Below are 15,636 nucleotides of genomic sequence, written 5' to 3'. Positions count from 1 at the left end.
TTGCTGTCTCTGCCCAGCTTGTCCTCACAAGAAAGGATGACTCATGTCCATCAAACGCCCGAATGCCGAGGAAGTCGCCGATCTCGCCGCCAGCCTGCACATGAACATGACGGTCGAGGAGGCCGCCGAATATCTGTCGCTGATGGGCGGCATGTTCGATCAGTACGACATCATCGATGAATTGCCGAACCCGTTGCCGCCGGTGAAATATCCGCGCACGCCCGGCGCCAAGCCGCCGGCGAAGGAGAACAAGTACAACGCCTGGGCGATCAAGACCGAGGTGAAGGGCGCGCCGTCCGGTAAGCTCGCCGGCCGCACCGTCGTGCTGAAGGACAACGTCGCGCTCGCCGGCGTCCCGATGATGAACGGCTCGACCACGCTCGAAGGCTTCATTCCAGCCGCTGATGCCACCATCGTCTCGCGTATCCTCGATGCCGGCGGCACCATCGTCGGCAAGGCCGTGTGCGAGCACTTCTGCCTGTCCGGCGGCAGCCACACCTCCAATCCCGCGCCTGTGCACAATCCCTGGAAGATGGGCTATTCGGCCGGCGGCTCGTCCTCGGGCAGCGCGGCGCTGGTGGCGGCCGGCGAGGTCGACATGTCCATTGGCGGCGATCAGGGCGGTTCGATCCGCATCCCCGCGTCCTATTGCGGCATCTACGGCATGAAGGCGACCCATGGTCTCGTGCCCTACACCGGCGTGATGCCGATCGAGTCGACGATCGACCACACCGGACCGATGACCAAGACGGTCGCCGACAATGCATTGCTGCTCGAAGTGCTGGCCGGCGCCGACGGTCTCGATCCGCGCCAATACGCGCCGAAGGTGTCGGCCTACACCGAGGCGCTCGGCAAGGGCGTCAAGGGTCTCAAGATCGGCGTGCTCAAGGAAGGCTTCAGCGCACCGAACATGGAAGAGGGCGTGGTCGCCAAGGTCAAGGCGGGTGCGGAGCGCTTCGCCAAGCTCGGCGCATCCGTGTCCGAGGTCTCGATCCCCGAGCACATGCATGCGCTGGCGGCGTGGAATCCGATCACGCTGGAAGGCTTCCTGGTGCAGATGATGCTCGGCAACGGCATGGGCTTCAACTGGAAGGGCCTCTACGACGTCGGCCTGCTCGATGCGCATTCCGGCTGGCGCACCCGCGCCGATGATCTGTCGGTGACCTTGAAGCTGACCATGCTGGTCGGGCAGTGGGGCCTGGAGCACTATCGCGGCCGCTACTACGCCAAGTCGCGCAACATCGCGATCCAGGCCAAGGCCGCCTATGACGCCATGTTCGGCTCCTACGATCTCCTGCTGATGCCGACCTTGCCGTGCGTGGCGACGCCGATTCCGGCCAAGGGCGCGCCGCTCGCCGAGGTCGTTCAGCGTGCCTTCGAGATGACGGCGACGACGAGCCCGTTCGACGTCACCGGTCATCCGGCGATGACCCTGCCGTGCGGCCTCTCGGACGGCTTGCCGGTCGGCCTGATGTTGATCGGCAAGGACTACGGCGAGTCCACCATCTACCAAGCGGCGAGTGCGTTCGAGGCCGATGGCGACTGGAAGAAGTTCTGATGATCACGATCACCGCGGTCATCAGGGCCAAGGCGGGACATGAGGCCACGATGCGCGACGCTCTCGTCGCCGTCGCGGCCCATGTTGCGGAGAGCGAGCCGGAGACGATCGGGTTCTTCATCTCGCAGAGCGAGACCGAGCCCGCTCTGTTCACCACCTACGAGCGCTTCGCCGACAAGGCCGCGATGGACCGCCACAACGGCTCCGCCGCGGTGGCGACCTTCTTCGGCATCGCCAAGCCGATCCTCGACGGCGAGGTCATCCTTGTGACCTCGCAGGAGGTGTCGGCGACGTTGCGGTAGCGCGCGGCGATAGCGAATCCACCAACCGTCCTTCGAGACGCCCGCCAAGTGGCGAGCTCCTCAGGACGAGGGCGGAGGGTGTGGCGAGGTGGCGCTTGGTGCGAGAGGGCTTCGTGTCGCTGGGGAGTGCGAGCATACACCGCCAGCGCCATGCGACCTGGGACACTCTTAACCCTCATGGTGAGGAGCCCGCCACTTGGCGGGCGTCTCGAACCATGAGGCCCCAATGCTGTGAACTGACGAACAAAGAGGACCACCGCCGATGCTCCGTCTGCACGGCATCATGGGACGCGCCGACGACAGGGCTTATGCCCGGCAGCTCCACGCGCTCGAGCACCGCGGTGGCATCGAGCTGTTGTTCGTGCCGCCGGAGGACGCCGGCCGCAAGCGGTTCCGCCTGACCACCGATCGTGGCACCGACTGTGCCGTCAGCCTCGACCGCGACGAAGAGCTGATCGACGGCGCGCTGCTCCATCTCGACTCCGATCGCGCCATCATCGCCCGGTTCGGCGAGCCGCAGGTCTGGCGCCTGCGCGCGCGCGACGAAGCGAGCGCGCTCAAGCTCGGCTGGCACGCCGGCAATCTGCATTGGCGCGTGCGCTTCGAAGGCGACTGCCTGGTGGTGCTGCTCGATGCGCCGCTCGCGACCTATCGTGCGCGTATTCGGCCGCTGCTCGACGCCGGCGAGGTGGTGGAGCGCGACCATGTTTGATCGGGCCGAGGCGCTCGCGCTGCTGCAGCTCGGTGACAGCGCCTTTCCGGCCGGCGGTTTTGCATTCTCCTGGGGCACCGAAGGCCTCGCCGCCGACGGCATGGTGTCCGATCGCGATGATCTCGACTGCGTCATCGCCGATCACCTCGCGCAGCGCTGGGCCTCCATGGACCGCATTCTGCTCCGGCGCGCCTGGCGCGCGAGCGACGTCGCCGCGATCACGGCGGTTGATCGCCTGGCGGAGGCCACGACGCCATCGGCCGAAATGCGCGAGGGATCGCGGCGCGCGGGCAGGGCGCTGCTCGGCGTCTGGGTCAAGCTCGCCGGTCCCTTGTCGGTTTCCTATCGCGCCTGCGTTTCGGCGGACGCCCGGCTCGGCCATCTCGCCGTCGTGCAGGCCATCGCTGGCCGCGATGCCGGCCTCGGTCTCGATGCGGCCGAACTTGTCTCCGGCTGGACGCTCATCACGGGCCTCGTCAGCGCCGCCGTGCGGCTTGGCCTGATCGGCCATATCGATTCCCAGCGCAGCCTCGCGCGCGCCCGCGCGCTGCTCGCTGATCTGCTCACCGAGACGCCCAACGACGACGCGATGCCGTCGAGCTTCACGCCCTTCATCGACATCGCCGTGTCGCGCGGTCCGCTGCGGCACGTGCGCATGTTCACGACCTGACCGAGGTATTACGCATGATGAACCTGTCGCCGACCGAGATGGATCGTCTCGTGATCTTCAACGCCGCGCAGATGGCGCGGCGCAACCGCTCGCTCGGCATCAAGCTCAGCCATCCCGAGGCCGTCGCCTACATCACTGACGAAGTGATGACTGCGGCGCGCCGCAATCTGCCCTATGCCGATATCCGCGACATGGCGGGCCGGCTGCTGACATCAGATGACGTCGAGCCTGGCGTCGCCCAGATGATCCCGATGCTCTATGTCGAGCTGATGTTCGCCGAGGGCACCAAGGTGATGGCGCTGTTCGAGCCGATCCAGCCGGCCGAAGGTGCTGCGCCCGATGACATCGTGCCCGGCGAGATCATCGCCGGCGGTGCCGACATCGAGATGTTCACCGAGCTGCCGTTCGTCACACTCGACGTCGTCAACACCGGAGATCGCGACATCCAGGTGCGCAGCCACACCCATTTCTTCGAGATCAATCGTGCGTTGTTGTTCGACCGCGCCGCCGCCTGGGGCATGAAGATCGACCGTCCCGCGGGCCTCGGCATCCGTTTCGAGCCGGGGGTTACGAAGTCGGTACGGCTGGTGCCGATCACGGGCGACCGCATCGTGCGCGGCCAGGCCGGGCTCGTCAACGGCCCGCTCGATGCGGCCGGCGCGCGCGACGAGGCGCTGAAGCTGGCGCAGTCGCGCGGCTATCTGGGAGCTTAGACCATGGCCACGCTGACCCGCCGCGCCTATGCCGAGCTCTATGGCCCGACCAAGGGCGATCTGGTTCGGCTCGCCGACACCAGCCTGCTCGCCGAGATCGAGCACGACTACACGACCTATGGTCATGAGCTCCTGGTCGGCGCCGGCAAGAATCTGCGCGATGGCGAAGCCATCGCCGGCCATCGCACGTCGTCCCACAAGATTCTCGACGTCGTCATCAAGAACGCCACCATCATCGATGCCGTCGCCGGCATCGTGAAGGCCGACATCGGCATCCGCGACGGCCGCATCGTCGGTATCGGCAAGGCCGGCAATCCCGACGTGATGCCGGATGTGCACCCGGACATGGTGGTGGGTCACACCACCGCACCGATCGCCGGCGGCCCGTTCATCGTCACCGCGGGCGCGATCGAGAGCCACGCGCATCTGATCTCGCCCGAGCAGTCCGATCATGCGCTGGCCGGCGGCACCACGACCCTGGTCGGCAACGGCTCCGGGCCGGTGTTCGACGTCGGCAGCGGCTCCGGGCCGAACTTCGGTCACTTCCTCAAATCCATCGAGTTCTCTCCGCTGAACTACGCGCTGTTCGGGCGCGGCGGCTCCAACCTCGAAGCGGTTGAGGAGGCCGTCGCCGCCGGCGGCATGTCGGTCAAGATCCACGAGGATTTCGGCGCCGCGCCTGATGTCATCGACAAGAGCCTGATCGCCGCCGATCGCAACGATTTCGCTGTCCACCTCCACACCGACTCGATCAACGAATACGGCTTCTGCGAGGATACGATGGCCGCGGTCGATGGCCGCACCATCCACATGTATCACGTCGAAGGCGCCGGCGGCGGCCATGCGCCCGACCTGCTCAAGGTCGTGTCGTGGGACAACGTGATCCCGTCCTCGACCAACCCGACCAATCCCTATACTTCGTATGGAATGGAAGAGGGCGTGCCGATGACGATGATCTGTCATCAGCTCAACTACAACGCGCCCGAGGACGTCATGTTCGGCGAGGCGCGGGTGCGGGCGCAATCGATGGCCGCCGAGGACTTCCTCCACGACATGGGCGCGATCTCGATCTTCGGCACCGACACGCAAGGGATGGGCCGGCTCGCCGAGAACGTCGCCAAATGCTGGCAGCTTGCCAGCGTGATGAAGGACCGCATCGGCCGGCTGCCGGAGGAGGCGACCGCGCGCGCCGACAATGAGCGCATCAAGCGCTACGTCGCCAAGCTGACGATCAATCCCGCGATCGCGGTCGGCATCGACCATGTCGTCGGCTCCATCGAGGTCGGCAAGATGGCTGATCTGGTGCTGTGGCCACGCGCCTCGTTCGGCCTCAAGCCCTACATGGTGATCAAGGACGGCTTCCCGGTGTGGGCCGCGATGGGCGACGGCAATGGCAGCCTCGGGCTGTCGGAGCCGATGATCCAGAAGCGGATGTGGGGCGCGCTCGGCGCCGCCCCGCAGCGGCTCGGCGTCAACTTCATGTCCAAGCTCGCGGTCGAAGCCGACATCCGCCGCAAGCTCGGGCTGGGACGCGAGACCGTGCAGATCAGGAACGTCCGTCGCTTGCGCAAGACCGACATGGTGCGCAACGCGGCCATGCCGCAGGTCGAGGTCGATCCACAAACCTTCGAGGTCCGTGCCGACGGCAAGCTCCTGATATGTCCGCCGGCCACCACCGTCCCGCTCGCCCGGAGGTTCATGCTGCGATGAGCCGTCTCGCTCTCACGGGTTATGCGCCTGACCACCCGATGACCGCCGCGCGCGTCGGCATCGGCGGTCCCGTTGGCTCCGGCAAGACCGCGCTGGTCGAGCGCTTGATCCCGGCGCTTCAGGCGCGCGGCATCGACATCGCCATCATCACCAACGATCTCGTCACCGCCGAAGATGCCGAGCGCGTCCGCCGCTCCGGCTTGATTGATCCTGCGCGCGTCTCGGCGGTCGAGGCCGGCGCCTGCCCGCACACGGTCATCCGCGAGGATCCGACGCTCAACATCGAGGCCGCCGACGAATTGGAGCGGCGCTTTCCCGGCGTCGAGCTGATCCTGTTGGAGAGCGGCGGCGACAATCTCGCCTCGACCTTCTCGCGCGACCTCACCGACTTCTGGATGTTCGTGATCGACGTCGCCGGCGGCGACGACATCCCGCGCAAGCGTGGTCCTGGCGTGATCCGCGCCGATCTGCTCGTCATCAACAAGGTCGATCTCGCTGTTCATGTCGGCGTCGATCTCGATCGCATGCAGCGCGAGGCCATGGACGTGCGCGGCGGGCGGCCGGTGCTGCTGACGAATTGCCGGCGCGGCGAGGGGATCGATGCGATCGTCGACCTGCTCGAGCGGGAGGTGCTGTTCCGCACGTGAGCGATCTCGTCCCAGATCGGCTGCGGCTCGATCTCGCCTTCGTCCGGCGCGGCGGCCGCACCGTCATCGACCGCCGGCTGTTTGCCTGGCCGTTCGTGCTGACGCGCAGCTTCCACACGGATGCAGAGCGGCCGGATCGCCTCAGCGTCATCCTGCAGACCGGCAGCGGCGCCGTGCATGGCGAGGACCGGCTGACGCAGCGCTTCACGCTCGGTCCCGGTGTCGCGGTCTCGGTCACGACACAGGGGGCGACCTCGGTGCATCGCGCCGAGGAGGGCATGCGCGCCGTGGAGCGGGTGCAGTTGCACGTCGCGGCCGGCGCGTCGCTCGACTACCGGCCCGAGCCGCGCATCCTGTTTCCGGATGCGGCCTTGTGCCAGGTGCTCGAACTGGACTGCGCGCACGATGCTTCGGCGCTCGCCACCGATGCCTTCACGATGCACGATCCGGACGGGCGAGGGCGCCTGTTCCGTGAGTTCGACTCCACGCTGATCGTCCGCCGGCCGGGGGAAGATCCGTTCCTGATCGACCGCATGCATCTTAGCCGTCCGGACGCCGCGCTGTTCAAGGGCCACCGCGCCTTCGGCTCGGCGCTCCTGGTGCTGCCACCGGGGCATGATCCCGGCGGGGTGAGCCGGCGCCTCGGCGGCGCGCTCGCGCGCATCGATGGCCTGTACGCTGCGGCGAGCCTGTTGCCGGCCGGCGCGGGCATCGGCGTGCGGCTGGCGGCCCGGGAGATGCGGCGGCTGCGCGCCGGCTTCGATCAGGTCGCGGCTGTCTATCGCGAGATCGAGATCCGCGCACGTGGGATTGCGGTGACCGGTGCTCAAGCCCCGAGCGCGGTTGCCACGGCGCGGCCGACCGCCGCGTGAACGGCGTTGCGCTTGTCGTCGCTTGCCGTGCTCTCGGTCAGATAGCTGCTCACGATCACCGGCGCGCGCCCCGCGGGCCAGATCACCGCGACGTCGTTGCTGCTGCCGTGCGCGCCCGTGCCGGTCTTGTCGCCGATGCGCCATTCCTTGGGCAGGCCGGCACGCAGCCTGGCACCGCCGGTCTGGCAGCCGATCATCCAGCCCGTCAGCAGATCGCGCGACGCGGCTGACAGCGCATGGCCCGTCGTCAGCGTCGCCAGGGTCTGCGCCATCGCTGCCGGCGTCGTCGTGTCCCTGACGTCGCCCGGCTTGGCTTCGTTGAGGTCGGGCTCGGTGCGATCGAGCCGGCTGATGGCATCGCCGAAGGCGCGGATCGCGCGGGTGAGGCCGGCGGGACCGCCGAGCGTCGCCAGCAGCAGGTTCGCCGCCGTGTTGTCGCTGACGGTCACGGCCGCCTCGCACAGTTCGGCGACCGACAGGCCCGATGTCCCGACATAGATCTTGGTGACCGGCGCGTAGGCCAGGATGTCCGCCTGCGTGATCGGAATGCGCCGCGCCAGCTGTTCGGTGCCGACGTCGACCTTTGCGAGCACGGCCGCCGCGAGCAGCGCCTTGAACGTGCTGCACATCGCAAACCGCTCGTCGAGCCTGTGACCGCTGAGGCTGCCGCTCGCGGTGTCCAGCAGCGCAACGCCGAGCCGCGCGCCGCTATACGCCTCGATCTCAGCGATGTCGGCCTGCAGATCGGCGGCATTTGCCGGGGTGGTGGCTGAGCTCAACCCCAACAATGGCGCCAGCGCCACCGGAAACAATTGCCGCCGTGTGTACATCGTCATGTCCGGCCTCCGTAGGGCCTTGCGGATCACGCCGTCTCGAGATCGAAATCGGCCCACACCGGCACGTGATCCGACGGCTTCTCCCAGGCTCTCACATAGCTGTCGATGCCGACCTCGACCAGCCGGTCGGAGGCTTGCGGCGACAGCAGCAGGTGATCGATGCGGATTCCCATATTCTTCTGCCAGGCCCCGGCCTGATAGTCCCAGAACGTGTATTGCCCGGGTGCATCCGTTACCGCGCGCAGCGCGTCGGTGAGGCCGAGGCCCAGCAGTGCCTGGAAGCTCTCCCGGGTCTCCGGGCGGAACAGCGCATCCTCGACCCAGGCTTCGGGATTTGAGACGTCGGCGGCCTGCGGAATGACGTTGAAGTCGCCCGCCAGGATCAGCGGCTCCTCGGTCTTCAGCCGTTCACGCGTGTAGTCACGAAGCCGCGACATCCATTTGAGCTTGTAGGGATATTTATCGGTGTTCGCGGGGTTGCCGTTGGGCAGATAGAGGCAGGCGATGCGGACCACGCCGCTCTTGAGACTGACCACCCCCTCGATGAACCGCGCATGCACGTCCTCGGCATCGCCAGCGAGTCCCGACCGGGTCTCGTCGAACGGCAGCTTCGACAGCAGCGCGACGCCGTTGAAGGTCTTCTGGCCGTGGGTGACGACGTTGTAGCCGAGCGCCTCGATCTCCAGCCGCGGAAACGCGTCGTCCGTGCACTTGATCTCCTGCAGGCAGACAATGTCCGGCGAGCACTCCTTGAGCCAGGTCACGAGGTGCTCGATCCGTTGCCGGACCGAATTGACGTTCCAGGTGGCGATGCGCATGGTGAAGTTCCCGGGCACTGGCGAAGCTCGTCCCGCTTAGACCAAGCCGCGGGGCGCGCGGTCAAGGGCGTCGGCACCGCAATCCAGATGACGACCGCAAGGTTTCCTGTGGAGCGCCGGCCGGAGGCGCCGCGCCCGCAGCGCCGACACGTTTGACGGCGACATCCGACCAGCGGTAGCATCGCCATCGATCGTCACGTGGCCGCGCTCCGGTCATTCTGGAGCCGCCACAACGGGGGGCATCGACCCCGGACCGATCGGCGGTTGAGCCTCACGACTGTGCCGGACCCGCAGTCTTCAATGTGACGATGTTTGGCTCACTAAGTCGTCCCGGCGGACCGCGTTCTCTTCCTGTTGAACCATAGGGTAGGCCAGGGCGCGAAGCGACGTGCCCACCGCGCCACGCCCATCAGATCGTCCAGCCCTCGGCAGGATAGGCCAGCGCGTCGCTCGGCAAAATCTCGGCGCCCAATCCGTTGCGGAAGCGGCTCGCGTAGAAGGCGAGGGGCAGGCCGTCCTGGTGCCGGCACCAGCGCACCTCGCCGATGAACAGCGTGTGGTCGGCGATCTCGATGGCGCTGACGACCTCGCAGCCGAACTGCGCGATCGCCTGCGGCAGCAGGAAGAAGCCCTCGCAGTCAATCAATGATGGTGCGCCTTGCGACAGCGGCGCCCCGGCGAAATGCCGGCAGATTGCGACGTCGTCCGCGCCCAGCACATTGACCGCGTAGCGGCGGGACTCGGTCACCGCCTGCCACGTCCGGCCGCGCTTCAGCGAGACCAGGACGGTTGGCGGCTGCATCGAGACCGTGGTGAAGCTGTTCGCGGTCATGCCAGCCGGCGCGCCATCGGCGGATCTGCTGGTCACGACGGTGACCCCGGTGGAGAACCGCGACGCCGCCGCGCGAAAACCGGCGGGGTCCGGATGATGGCTCATGTCGCGGCTCCCGTCGTATGACGTCAGGCTGCGAGCCTGGTCCTGTCGTCGATCCAGGCATGAATGCGCCGGTCGCTCGCCAGCCGGTCCCACTGCCGTTCCGGATAGTTGAAGTTGTCGGTGAACTCGTCGCAAAGCTCGCGATTCCCAGCCATGGTGAAGATCAGCCGGCCCATCGCCTCGGACGGCGGCTGCAGCATCAGGTTGGTCCAGCGCGCGGCGGCGAGCACCCGGTTCTCGCGCGCGCGATCGACCGTCTCGACGAAGCGGTCGTCGAACGCCACCGCCTCGGTGATCGCCTTGCCGAGTTCGAATGCGGCATAGGACGCCATGTTGGCGCCCTGGCCCATCAGCGGATCGACCACCGAGTGCACGTCACCCAGCGCGACGGCGAGCTTGCCGTCATCGAAGCTGACCGAGGAGCGCCGCACCGTCGGCACGACCGCGCCCTGCAGCAGGTCGAGCGGCTGCACCAGGTCGAAGCGGTTGATATCGATGCGATTGTAGGTGTGCGGATGGTGCGTCTCGAGCTTGTCGAGCAGCGTCTGCCGGAAGGCCGCCGGATCGGCGTCGTAGTTGAGCGACACCAGATCAGCCATGTCGCCGCCGGGAATATTCTCCATCAAGAGCGCGGTCTTCATGCCGCCGAACGTCAGGGTCGGGATCACGATCATCTCGCCATGCCCCGGCGAGACCGACAGCGTGACGCCGCGCGGGTCGCCGCCATCCGGACTGCCGTGATCGACGCCGTCATAGAGGCCGACGCAGAGCAGGCGCTGCGGCTGATTGTAGGGTGACAGCTCGGGCCGGTGATTGAACATACGGCCGAGCGCGCCCTTGCCGGTCGACACCACCAGCAGATCGAAGCGCGCGACCAGCGCCGGAACGTCGTCGTCCTGAATGCTGGCATATTCGATCGCGCCGCCGCGATCCTCGAAATCCTTCATCAGCGCCGGCAAATAGATCCGATAGTCGACCGCGCGGCTCGGCTGCTTGAACGCGCCGCGGAACAGCAGGGGGCTGCCCGGGAAATTGAAGAAGTGATCATGGTGATGATAGACGACGTCAGGATCGTCCCAATGGTTCACGCCCAGCTCGTTCTCGCGGGCGACCGTGACGCCGTGGTGCGCCACCGTGTTCATCAGCCGCGTTGCTGCATACTGCTCGGGGGCGCGGTCGGTCAGGACGGTCGGCTTGATGCCGTGCTGCTGCAGATAGAGCGCCAGATGCAGCCCGCCGATGCCGGCCCCGACGATGCCAATCGACTTCTCCATGGTCTCCCTCCCGTATTTTTTTACAGGCTAGACCAGTCCTCCTCCTGACGTATACGGAATGGCAAGAATAAAACTCATTCCGGGGAGGAATGGATGGACCGGATCGACGCGCTGCAGACCTTCATCCGCGTCATGGAGGCCGGCAGCTTCACCCAGGCCGCGGCCGATCTCGGCTTGGGACAGCCGGCGATCACCAAGCGGATCGCGCTATTGGAGGAGCAGTTCGGCTGCCGGCTGTTCGTCCGCACCACGCGTAAGCTGCGTCCGACCGCGGAGGCCGATCGGGTCCTGAAGCTCGCCAAGGACATCGTCACCCTGTTCGAGAGCGCGGGTGTGCCGGCGCCGCGCCGGGCCGGCGCTCCCTCGGGCACCCTGCGAATGACGGTGCCGACCTCGTTCGGCCGCTATTTCTTCAGCGACATCTTTGCCGAGTACGGCCGCCGCTATCCCGGGGTGCGGCTCGACATCCGGTTCACCGAGCAGTTCGTCGACCTCGTCGAGACCGGAACGGAACTCGCCATCCGCATCGGCGTGCTCAGCTCTAGCTCGCTGGTGGCGCGACGTGTCGGCACCGTGAAGCGACTGCTGGTCGCGGCGCCCACGCTGCTCGCCCGGCACCGTCAGCCGCGACTGCCCAACGATCTGCGTCAGCTGCCGTGCGTGACCTATTCGCGGCTGTCGCCGAAGAACGAGTGGAGCTTCGAGTCCGAGACCGGCCGTCACGTCGTCGGCATCACGCCATCGCTGACCTGCGACGATGCCGACATCATGACCCTGGCCGCGCTCGAGGGTCTGGGCGTCGCCGTGCTGCCCGACTGGTGCGCGGTCGGCCACATCGCGTCGGGCAAGCTGATCCATCTGCTGCCCGACTACGACGTGCCGTCGCTGCCGCTCCACGTCGTCTATCCCGACCCGCAATGGATGTCGCACCGCGCCCGCCTGTTCCGCGACCTGATCATCGAGCGCGCCGACGTGTTCGCGATCGCCGCGCCGCAATGAGAGAATCGTAGGGTGGGCAAAGGCGCGCAGCGACGCGCCAGCGTCGCGAGCACCGTGCCCACCGCGACTGGGCGTGACCCAAGTTGGTGGGCACGCGATCGCCTGCGGCGCTCGCTTTTGCCCACCGACTGATTAGCTTAGCCAGTGTCACGCTGCACGATACAGCGCCCTCTCCCCTTGTGGGAGAGGGCATCGCCGACCCATCCACGCACGCGGTCGGGTGAGGGGTATCTCTCCGCAGACAACGCGCGCGGAGGCAGACCCCTCACCCGAACGAGCTCGCCGCGCTGTCCTGCATGCCCTCTCCCGCAAGGGGAGAGGGCGCAGTCACGAGCACCGCATGCCATGCGTTTAATGGTTGCTACGAACGACGACGATTGGTCCGACTGCGTCATATCCACCGTCAATACGGGGCAAGGCCTTGAACCCGGAATCTCGACATTGTCTTGCGTTCATTCCGGGCATCAATCGTCAACACGCCTTCGCATTGACGATTGCCCTGGAATGACGGCGGACATCGCGACCGCTCGGCTCGCTGGAATCAGTAAGATCAGTGATGGTTACCGCCTCCAGCGGCATCGCTGCTGACGTGATGACCATCGCCGCCGTGATCCATCGACGCTGAATCGCTGTGAAAAAAGCTCCAACGCTCCGCATCGATCACCATCGACGTGTAGAGCGCTCTCACCGTGTTGTATTCAGGGTCCGATGGATTGTAGCGAGCAAGCAGCTCGCGCACGCGTGCCAGCTCTCTCAACCTGACATGCTTGTTGAACAGCCAGTAGACGGCGATGCACAGCATACCCAGCGCAGCGAGGCCGAACAGCGTAACGAAGGCGGCGGCGGGTCCGGCGAACACTCCCACCATGCTTCTGTCTCCTCAGGGGGGCGACGATAAGGTGCCTCGCGGCGAGATTGGCATAGCTTCAATTGCTCTTCAACGCGAACGGGGCGTCTCGAGCGCGGGTGCCGACGGGGTCTCGTGCCTCATCAATAGATACGTTCAAACTCTCATTAACGCTGAGCACGAATTCGTCGGCAGTTCGATTGACGCGCCGGCCCGTCTCCGCACAATCTCCGCGCGATTGCGAAACAGTCATATTGCAGGGACAGGGGATCGATGGACACGGTTGCTAAGGCTGGCATTCCGCTGTGGTTCAAGCTCGCCTACAGCGCGTTCTGCGCGGTGCTGGTACCGACCTATCTCATGGCCTACGGCCCCACCAACTTCCTCTATTTCTGCGACGTTGCGCTCTTGACCACGCTCGCCGCGGTCTGGCTGGAGAGCCCGCTGCTGGCGTCGGCGCCCGCCGTCGGCATCCTCTTGCCGCAGGCGCTGTGGGTCGTCGACTTCCTCGGCACCGCCGCGGGCGTGCCGCTGACCGGCATGACGTCCTACATGTTCGACGCCAAGCTGCCGCTGTTCACGCGCGGCCTGTCGTTCTTCCATTTCTGGCTGCCGTTCGTGCTGGCCTGGCTGGTGTGGCGGCTCGGCTACGACCGGCGCGCCTTCGCGGTCTGGACGGTCGGCGCCTGGGCGCTGCTGTCGGTCTGCTACTTCCTGATGCCGCCGCCGCCCGCCGCGGGCAATCTGCCCGTCAACATCAACTACGTGTTCGGACTGAGCGATGCCGCGGCGCAGAGCTTCATGCCGGGGACGGCGTGGTTTGCGCTGCTGTTGATCGGCTTGCCTCTGGTGATCTTCTATCCGACGCATCGGTTGCTGCTGCGCTATGCTGGAAGGACTCCGATGCTGGCGACCGTCTCCACGCGTGCTTGATAGGCGCATTCCGTAGGGTGGGCAAAGGCGTGCAGCGACGCGACGGCGTCGCGAGCACCGTGCCCACCGTTCCATAGTCGGACAGATGGTGGGCACGCGCCGCCTTCGGCGGCGCTTTGCCCACCCTACGTTTGCGCCGTCATTGCGAGCGAAGCGAAGCAATCCAGGGCGACGCAAGGATTCTGGATTGCTTCGCTTCGCTCGCAATGACGAAAGATGATAGAGCTTTGTCCCAACTGATTCAGATACGAATTGCGGGCGTAGGAGTTGTCCAATGAGGCTGGCCGTGATTTCCGACGTGCATGGCAATCTGCCCGCTTTGGAGGCCGTGCTCGCCGACATCGAAACGCGCAGCGTCGATGCCACGGTCAATCTCGGCGACTGCGTGACCAGCCCGCTATGGCCGCGCGAAACCTTCGAGCTGCTGCAGTCGCTGGCGCTGCCGACGGTGCGCGGCAATCACGACCGCTGGATCGAGGAATGGCCCGAAGAGAAGCTGTCGCCGGCAGGGCGCTTTGCGCGCGCGGCGCTCACCGTCGAGCAGCGCCGTCGGTTGCATGCGCTTCCCGCGCGAGTCGCGCTGGAGCAGGGCATCCTCGCGGTTCACGGCACACCCGACGACGACAGCACCTGCCTTCTGGAAGAGATGCTCGACGACGGCCGCTACGTCCCAGCGCGCCGCGACGTGCTGACCACACGTCTCGTCAACCTGGATGGCGCCGCGCTCGTGCTGTGCGGGCACAGCCATCGGCAGGCGGTGGTGCAGGTGCCCCGCGGACCCATGGTCGTCAATCCCGGCAGTGTCGGCTGCCCGGTGTTCGGCGACATCCCGGTCGCGGCCCAGCTCGAATATCGCTCGCCACACGCGCGCTATGCCGTGCTGACGGAGCGGCGGGGGCATTGGCAGGCGGAGCTGCTGGCGCTGACCTACGACTGGGATCGCGCAGCCGCGCGCGCGATGGAGAACGGCTTTCCGCACTGGGCCTGCGCCTACGCATCGGGTGCCGTGATCTGAGGGATCTGCCCAGGCGCGGCGCGACGCTGCGCCGTCGTGCGTGCCCGTCGCGCAAATCCAATTGGTGCGGCATTGTTTGTCTTGCGAACTTCGGCCGGTGCCGACGACGTCGAATCCGTCTGCGCGCACAAACGATTTTCATCAGCTCCTTCAAGCTGATTTGGCCTGTCCAGTCCCGTGGCGAAAAATATCGCGCTTTCTTTTTATCAGAAATTGTGGTTGTCTCATGCCGTCCCGCCCCGGCACGAGGGGCGTATCGCGATCGTCACGGAACGCGGGGTGGGATGCGGTGGGCGCTTCGGGTCGCAGCATGGCTTTGCCGTGCGGACGAACGGCACGAGGCGCACGTCGAAAACGTATGGTCCTGGCATCCCGACGCTGATGCTACGCCGGTGGTGATGATGATCCGCCGGTCACGGGGGCAAGACAGCCCGGTCCCCGGGGAGAGTACGCATAAGGCGTAAATCCATCGCGCAGGGAATGCCGGTTGACCGGCTGGACCTGTGGTGACTGCCGCCTGCTTTTTTTCTGCAGGCGGGCCATGGGTTGCGGCCAGCACCCGGCATTCCCTGCGCCCTCGCTTGTCATGAGGGTGAATTCAACACGCAAGACCTCGGGCCGATCATGCCGCGAGAATGCGGACCCGCGTTCGGTGGCCCGTCAGCTCACGGTCGAACCGGAGCAGACCGCGGCAATTGCGTTGCGCTGACGATCGCAGAGGGTCGCAGATCGTCTTTTCCGTAATTCTACGGGCGAGACAATTAACGTGGCTGAAGCAGCCGATGAGGCATTG

16 protein-coding genes are annotated in these 15,636 nt (G+C 66.3%); 11 read left to right on the top strand and 5 right to left on the bottom strand.

Annotated features, from left to right (window positions below; genetic code table 11):
• Positions 1 to 43: 43 nt before the first annotated feature.
• The 8 genes from LQG66_RS06400 (at position 44) to LQG66_RS06365 (ending at position 7,184) form a co-directional block, all read left to right on the top strand.
• Positions 44 to 1,558, top strand: coding sequence for an amidase (locus tag LQG66_RS06400; protein ID WP_231324523.1), 1,515 nt, complete (start codon positions 44 to 46; stop codon positions 1,556 to 1,558).
• Complete coding sequence (locus tag LQG66_RS06395) at positions 1,558 to 1,860, top strand: putative quinol monooxygenase (protein ID WP_231324521.1); 303 nt, start codon at positions 1,558 to 1,560, stop codon at positions 1,858 to 1,860. Before LQG66_RS06400 ends, LQG66_RS06395 begins: the two co-directional genes overlap by 1 nt.
• A 262-nt stretch (positions 1,861 to 2,122) precedes the next feature.
• Positions 2,123 to 2,572 carry an urease accessory protein UreE gene (ureE, locus tag LQG66_RS06390; protein ID WP_231324519.1) on the top strand — a complete coding sequence of 150 codons (450 nt, stop codon included), beginning with the start codon at positions 2,123 to 2,125 and terminating at the stop codon, positions 2,570 to 2,572.
• Entirely contained in the window at positions 2,565 to 3,242 is a 678-nt protein-coding gene (locus tag LQG66_RS06385) for an urease accessory protein UreF (protein ID WP_231324517.1), read from the top strand. Before ureE ends, LQG66_RS06385 begins: the two co-directional genes overlap by 8 nt.
• A 14-nt stretch (positions 3,243 to 3,256) precedes the next feature.
• The gene (ureB, locus tag LQG66_RS06380; RefSeq protein WP_231324515.1) at positions 3,257 to 3,955 is read left to right on the top strand and encodes an urease subunit beta; all 699 of its coding nucleotides are present in this window, start codon (positions 3,257 to 3,259) and stop codon (positions 3,953 to 3,955) included.
• A 3-nt stretch (positions 3,956 to 3,958) separates the two neighbouring features.
• A complete protein-coding gene (gene ureC, locus LQG66_RS06375) occupies positions 3,959 to 5,665 on the top strand; it encodes an urease subunit alpha (protein ID WP_231324513.1) in 1,707 nt (568 codons plus the stop codon).
• Positions 5,662 to 6,312 (top strand): urease accessory protein UreG, encoded by a 651-nt coding sequence (gene ureG / locus LQG66_RS06370; protein ID WP_231324512.1) that lies wholly within the window; start codon positions 5,662 to 5,664, stop codon positions 6,310 to 6,312. Before ureC ends, ureG begins: the two co-directional genes overlap by 4 nt.
• Entirely contained in the window at positions 6,309 to 7,184 is an 876-nt protein-coding gene (locus tag LQG66_RS06365; protein WP_231324510.1) for an urease accessory protein UreD, read from the top strand. The genes ureG and LQG66_RS06365 overlap by 4 nt, the downstream gene beginning before the upstream one ends.
• On the opposite strand, the gene bla is transcribed toward LQG66_RS06365, so the two are convergent.
• The 4 genes from bla to styA all read right to left on the bottom strand — a co-directional run bounded on the left by bla (position 7,139) and on the right by styA (position 11,049).
• Positions 7,139 to 8,020, bottom strand: coding sequence for a class A beta-lactamase (gene bla, locus LQG66_RS06360; RefSeq protein WP_231324508.1), 882 nt, complete (start codon positions 8,018 to 8,020; stop codon positions 7,139 to 7,141). The two genes, LQG66_RS06365 and bla, sit on opposite strands and share 46 nt — an antisense overlap.
• 26 nt (positions 8,021 to 8,046) lie before the next feature.
• Positions 8,047 to 8,838, bottom strand: coding sequence for an exodeoxyribonuclease III (gene xth, locus LQG66_RS06355; RefSeq protein WP_231324506.1), 792 nt, complete (start codon positions 8,836 to 8,838; stop codon positions 8,047 to 8,049).
• A 409-nt stretch (positions 8,839 to 9,247) separates the two neighbouring features.
• Complete coding sequence (locus LQG66_RS06350) at positions 9,248 to 9,775, bottom strand: flavin reductase family protein (protein WP_231324504.1); 528 nt, start codon at positions 9,773 to 9,775, stop codon at positions 9,248 to 9,250.
• A 23-nt stretch (positions 9,776 to 9,798) separates the two neighbouring features.
• Positions 9,799 to 11,049, bottom strand: coding sequence for a styrene monooxygenase subunit StyA (styA, locus tag LQG66_RS06345; RefSeq protein ID WP_231324502.1), 1,251 nt, complete (start codon positions 11,047 to 11,049; stop codon positions 9,799 to 9,801).
• 93 nt (positions 11,050 to 11,142) lie between these two features.
• Here styA and LQG66_RS06340 point away from each other — a divergent pair, with 93 nt between their 5' ends.
• Positions 11,143 to 12,048, top strand: a complete 906-nt coding sequence (locus LQG66_RS06340) for a LysR family transcriptional regulator (RefSeq protein ID WP_231324500.1) — start codon at positions 11,143 to 11,145, stop codon at positions 12,046 to 12,048.
• A 550-nt stretch (positions 12,049 to 12,598) separates the two neighbouring features.
• Here the strand turns inward: LQG66_RS06340 and LQG66_RS06335 are convergent.
• A complete protein-coding gene (locus LQG66_RS06335; protein WP_231324498.1) occupies positions 12,599 to 12,916 on the bottom strand; it encodes a hypothetical protein in 318 nt (105 codons plus the stop codon).
• Between the two features lie 252 nt (positions 12,917 to 13,168).
• Between LQG66_RS06335 and LQG66_RS06330 the strand changes: the two genes are divergently transcribed.
• Together LQG66_RS06330 and LQG66_RS06325 are read left to right on the top strand one after the other, a co-directional pair.
• On the top strand, positions 13,169 to 13,828 hold the full coding sequence (locus LQG66_RS06330; RefSeq protein WP_231324496.1) for a hypothetical protein: 660 nt from the start codon (positions 13,169 to 13,171) through the stop codon (positions 13,826 to 13,828).
• Between the two features lie 274 nt (positions 13,829 to 14,102).
• Positions 14,103 to 14,843: a metallophosphoesterase family protein gene (locus tag LQG66_RS06325; protein WP_231324493.1), complete on the top strand. Its 741-nt coding sequence runs from the start codon at positions 14,103 to 14,105 to the stop codon at positions 14,841 to 14,843.
• Positions 14,844 to 15,636 lie beyond the last annotated feature (793 nt).

The sequence above is a fragment of the Bradyrhizobium ontarionense genome (genome assembly GCF_021088345.1).
GTDB classification, from domain to species: domain Bacteria; phylum Pseudomonadota; class Alphaproteobacteria; order Rhizobiales; family Xanthobacteraceae; genus Bradyrhizobium; species Bradyrhizobium ontarionense.
The sequence above is the reverse complement of the archived record's forward strand: the minus strand, read 5'-3'. Positions and strand labels throughout refer to the sequence as shown.

What these genes read in the sequence shown, in the direction of transcription:
- LQG66_RS06400 (WP_231324523.1), top strand. Translation starts at nt 44, where the DNA reads ATGTCCATCAAACGCCCGAATGCCGAGGAAGTCGCCGATCTCGCCGCC.
- LQG66_RS06395 (WP_231324521.1), top strand. Translation starts at nt 1,558, where the DNA reads ATGATCACGATCACCGCGGTCATCAGGGCCAAGGCGGGACATGAGGCC.
- ureE (WP_231324519.1), top strand. Translation starts at nt 2,123, where the DNA reads ATGCTCCGTCTGCACGGCATCATGGGACGCGCCGACGACAGGGCTTAT.
- LQG66_RS06385 (WP_231324517.1), top strand. Translation starts at nt 2,565, where the DNA reads ATGTTTGATCGGGCCGAGGCGCTCGCGCTGCTGCAGCTCGGTGACAGC.
- ureB (WP_231324515.1), top strand. Translation starts at nt 3,257, where the DNA reads ATGATGAACCTGTCGCCGACCGAGATGGATCGTCTCGTGATCTTCAAC.
- ureC (WP_231324513.1), top strand. Translation starts at nt 3,959, where the DNA reads ATGGCCACGCTGACCCGCCGCGCCTATGCCGAGCTCTATGGCCCGACC.
- ureG (WP_231324512.1), top strand. Translation starts at nt 5,662, where the DNA reads ATGAGCCGTCTCGCTCTCACGGGTTATGCGCCTGACCACCCGATGACC.
- bla (WP_231324508.1), bottom strand. Translation starts at nt 8,020, where the DNA reads ATGACGATGTACACACGGCGGCAATTGTTTCCGGTGGCGCTGGCGCCA.
- xth (WP_231324506.1), bottom strand. Translation starts at nt 8,838, where the DNA reads ATGCGCATCGCCACCTGGAACGTCAATTCGGTCCGGCAACGGATCGAG.
- LQG66_RS06350 (WP_231324504.1), bottom strand. Translation starts at nt 9,775, where the DNA reads ATGAGCCATCATCCGGACCCCGCCGGTTTTCGCGCGGCGGCGTCGCGG.
- styA (WP_231324502.1), bottom strand. Translation starts at nt 11,049, where the DNA reads ATGGAGAAGTCGATTGGCATCGTCGGGGCCGGCATCGGCGGGCTGCAT.
- LQG66_RS06340 (WP_231324500.1), top strand. Translation starts at nt 11,143, where the DNA reads ATGGACCGGATCGACGCGCTGCAGACCTTCATCCGCGTCATGGAGGCC.
- LQG66_RS06335 (WP_231324498.1), bottom strand. Translation starts at nt 12,916, where the DNA reads ATGGTGGGAGTGTTCGCCGGACCCGCCGCCGCCTTCGTTACGCTGTTC.
- LQG66_RS06330 (WP_231324496.1), top strand. Translation starts at nt 13,169, where the DNA reads ATGGACACGGTTGCTAAGGCTGGCATTCCGCTGTGGTTCAAGCTCGCC.
- LQG66_RS06325 (WP_231324493.1), top strand. Translation starts at nt 14,103, where the DNA reads ATGAGGCTGGCCGTGATTTCCGACGTGCATGGCAATCTGCCCGCTTTG.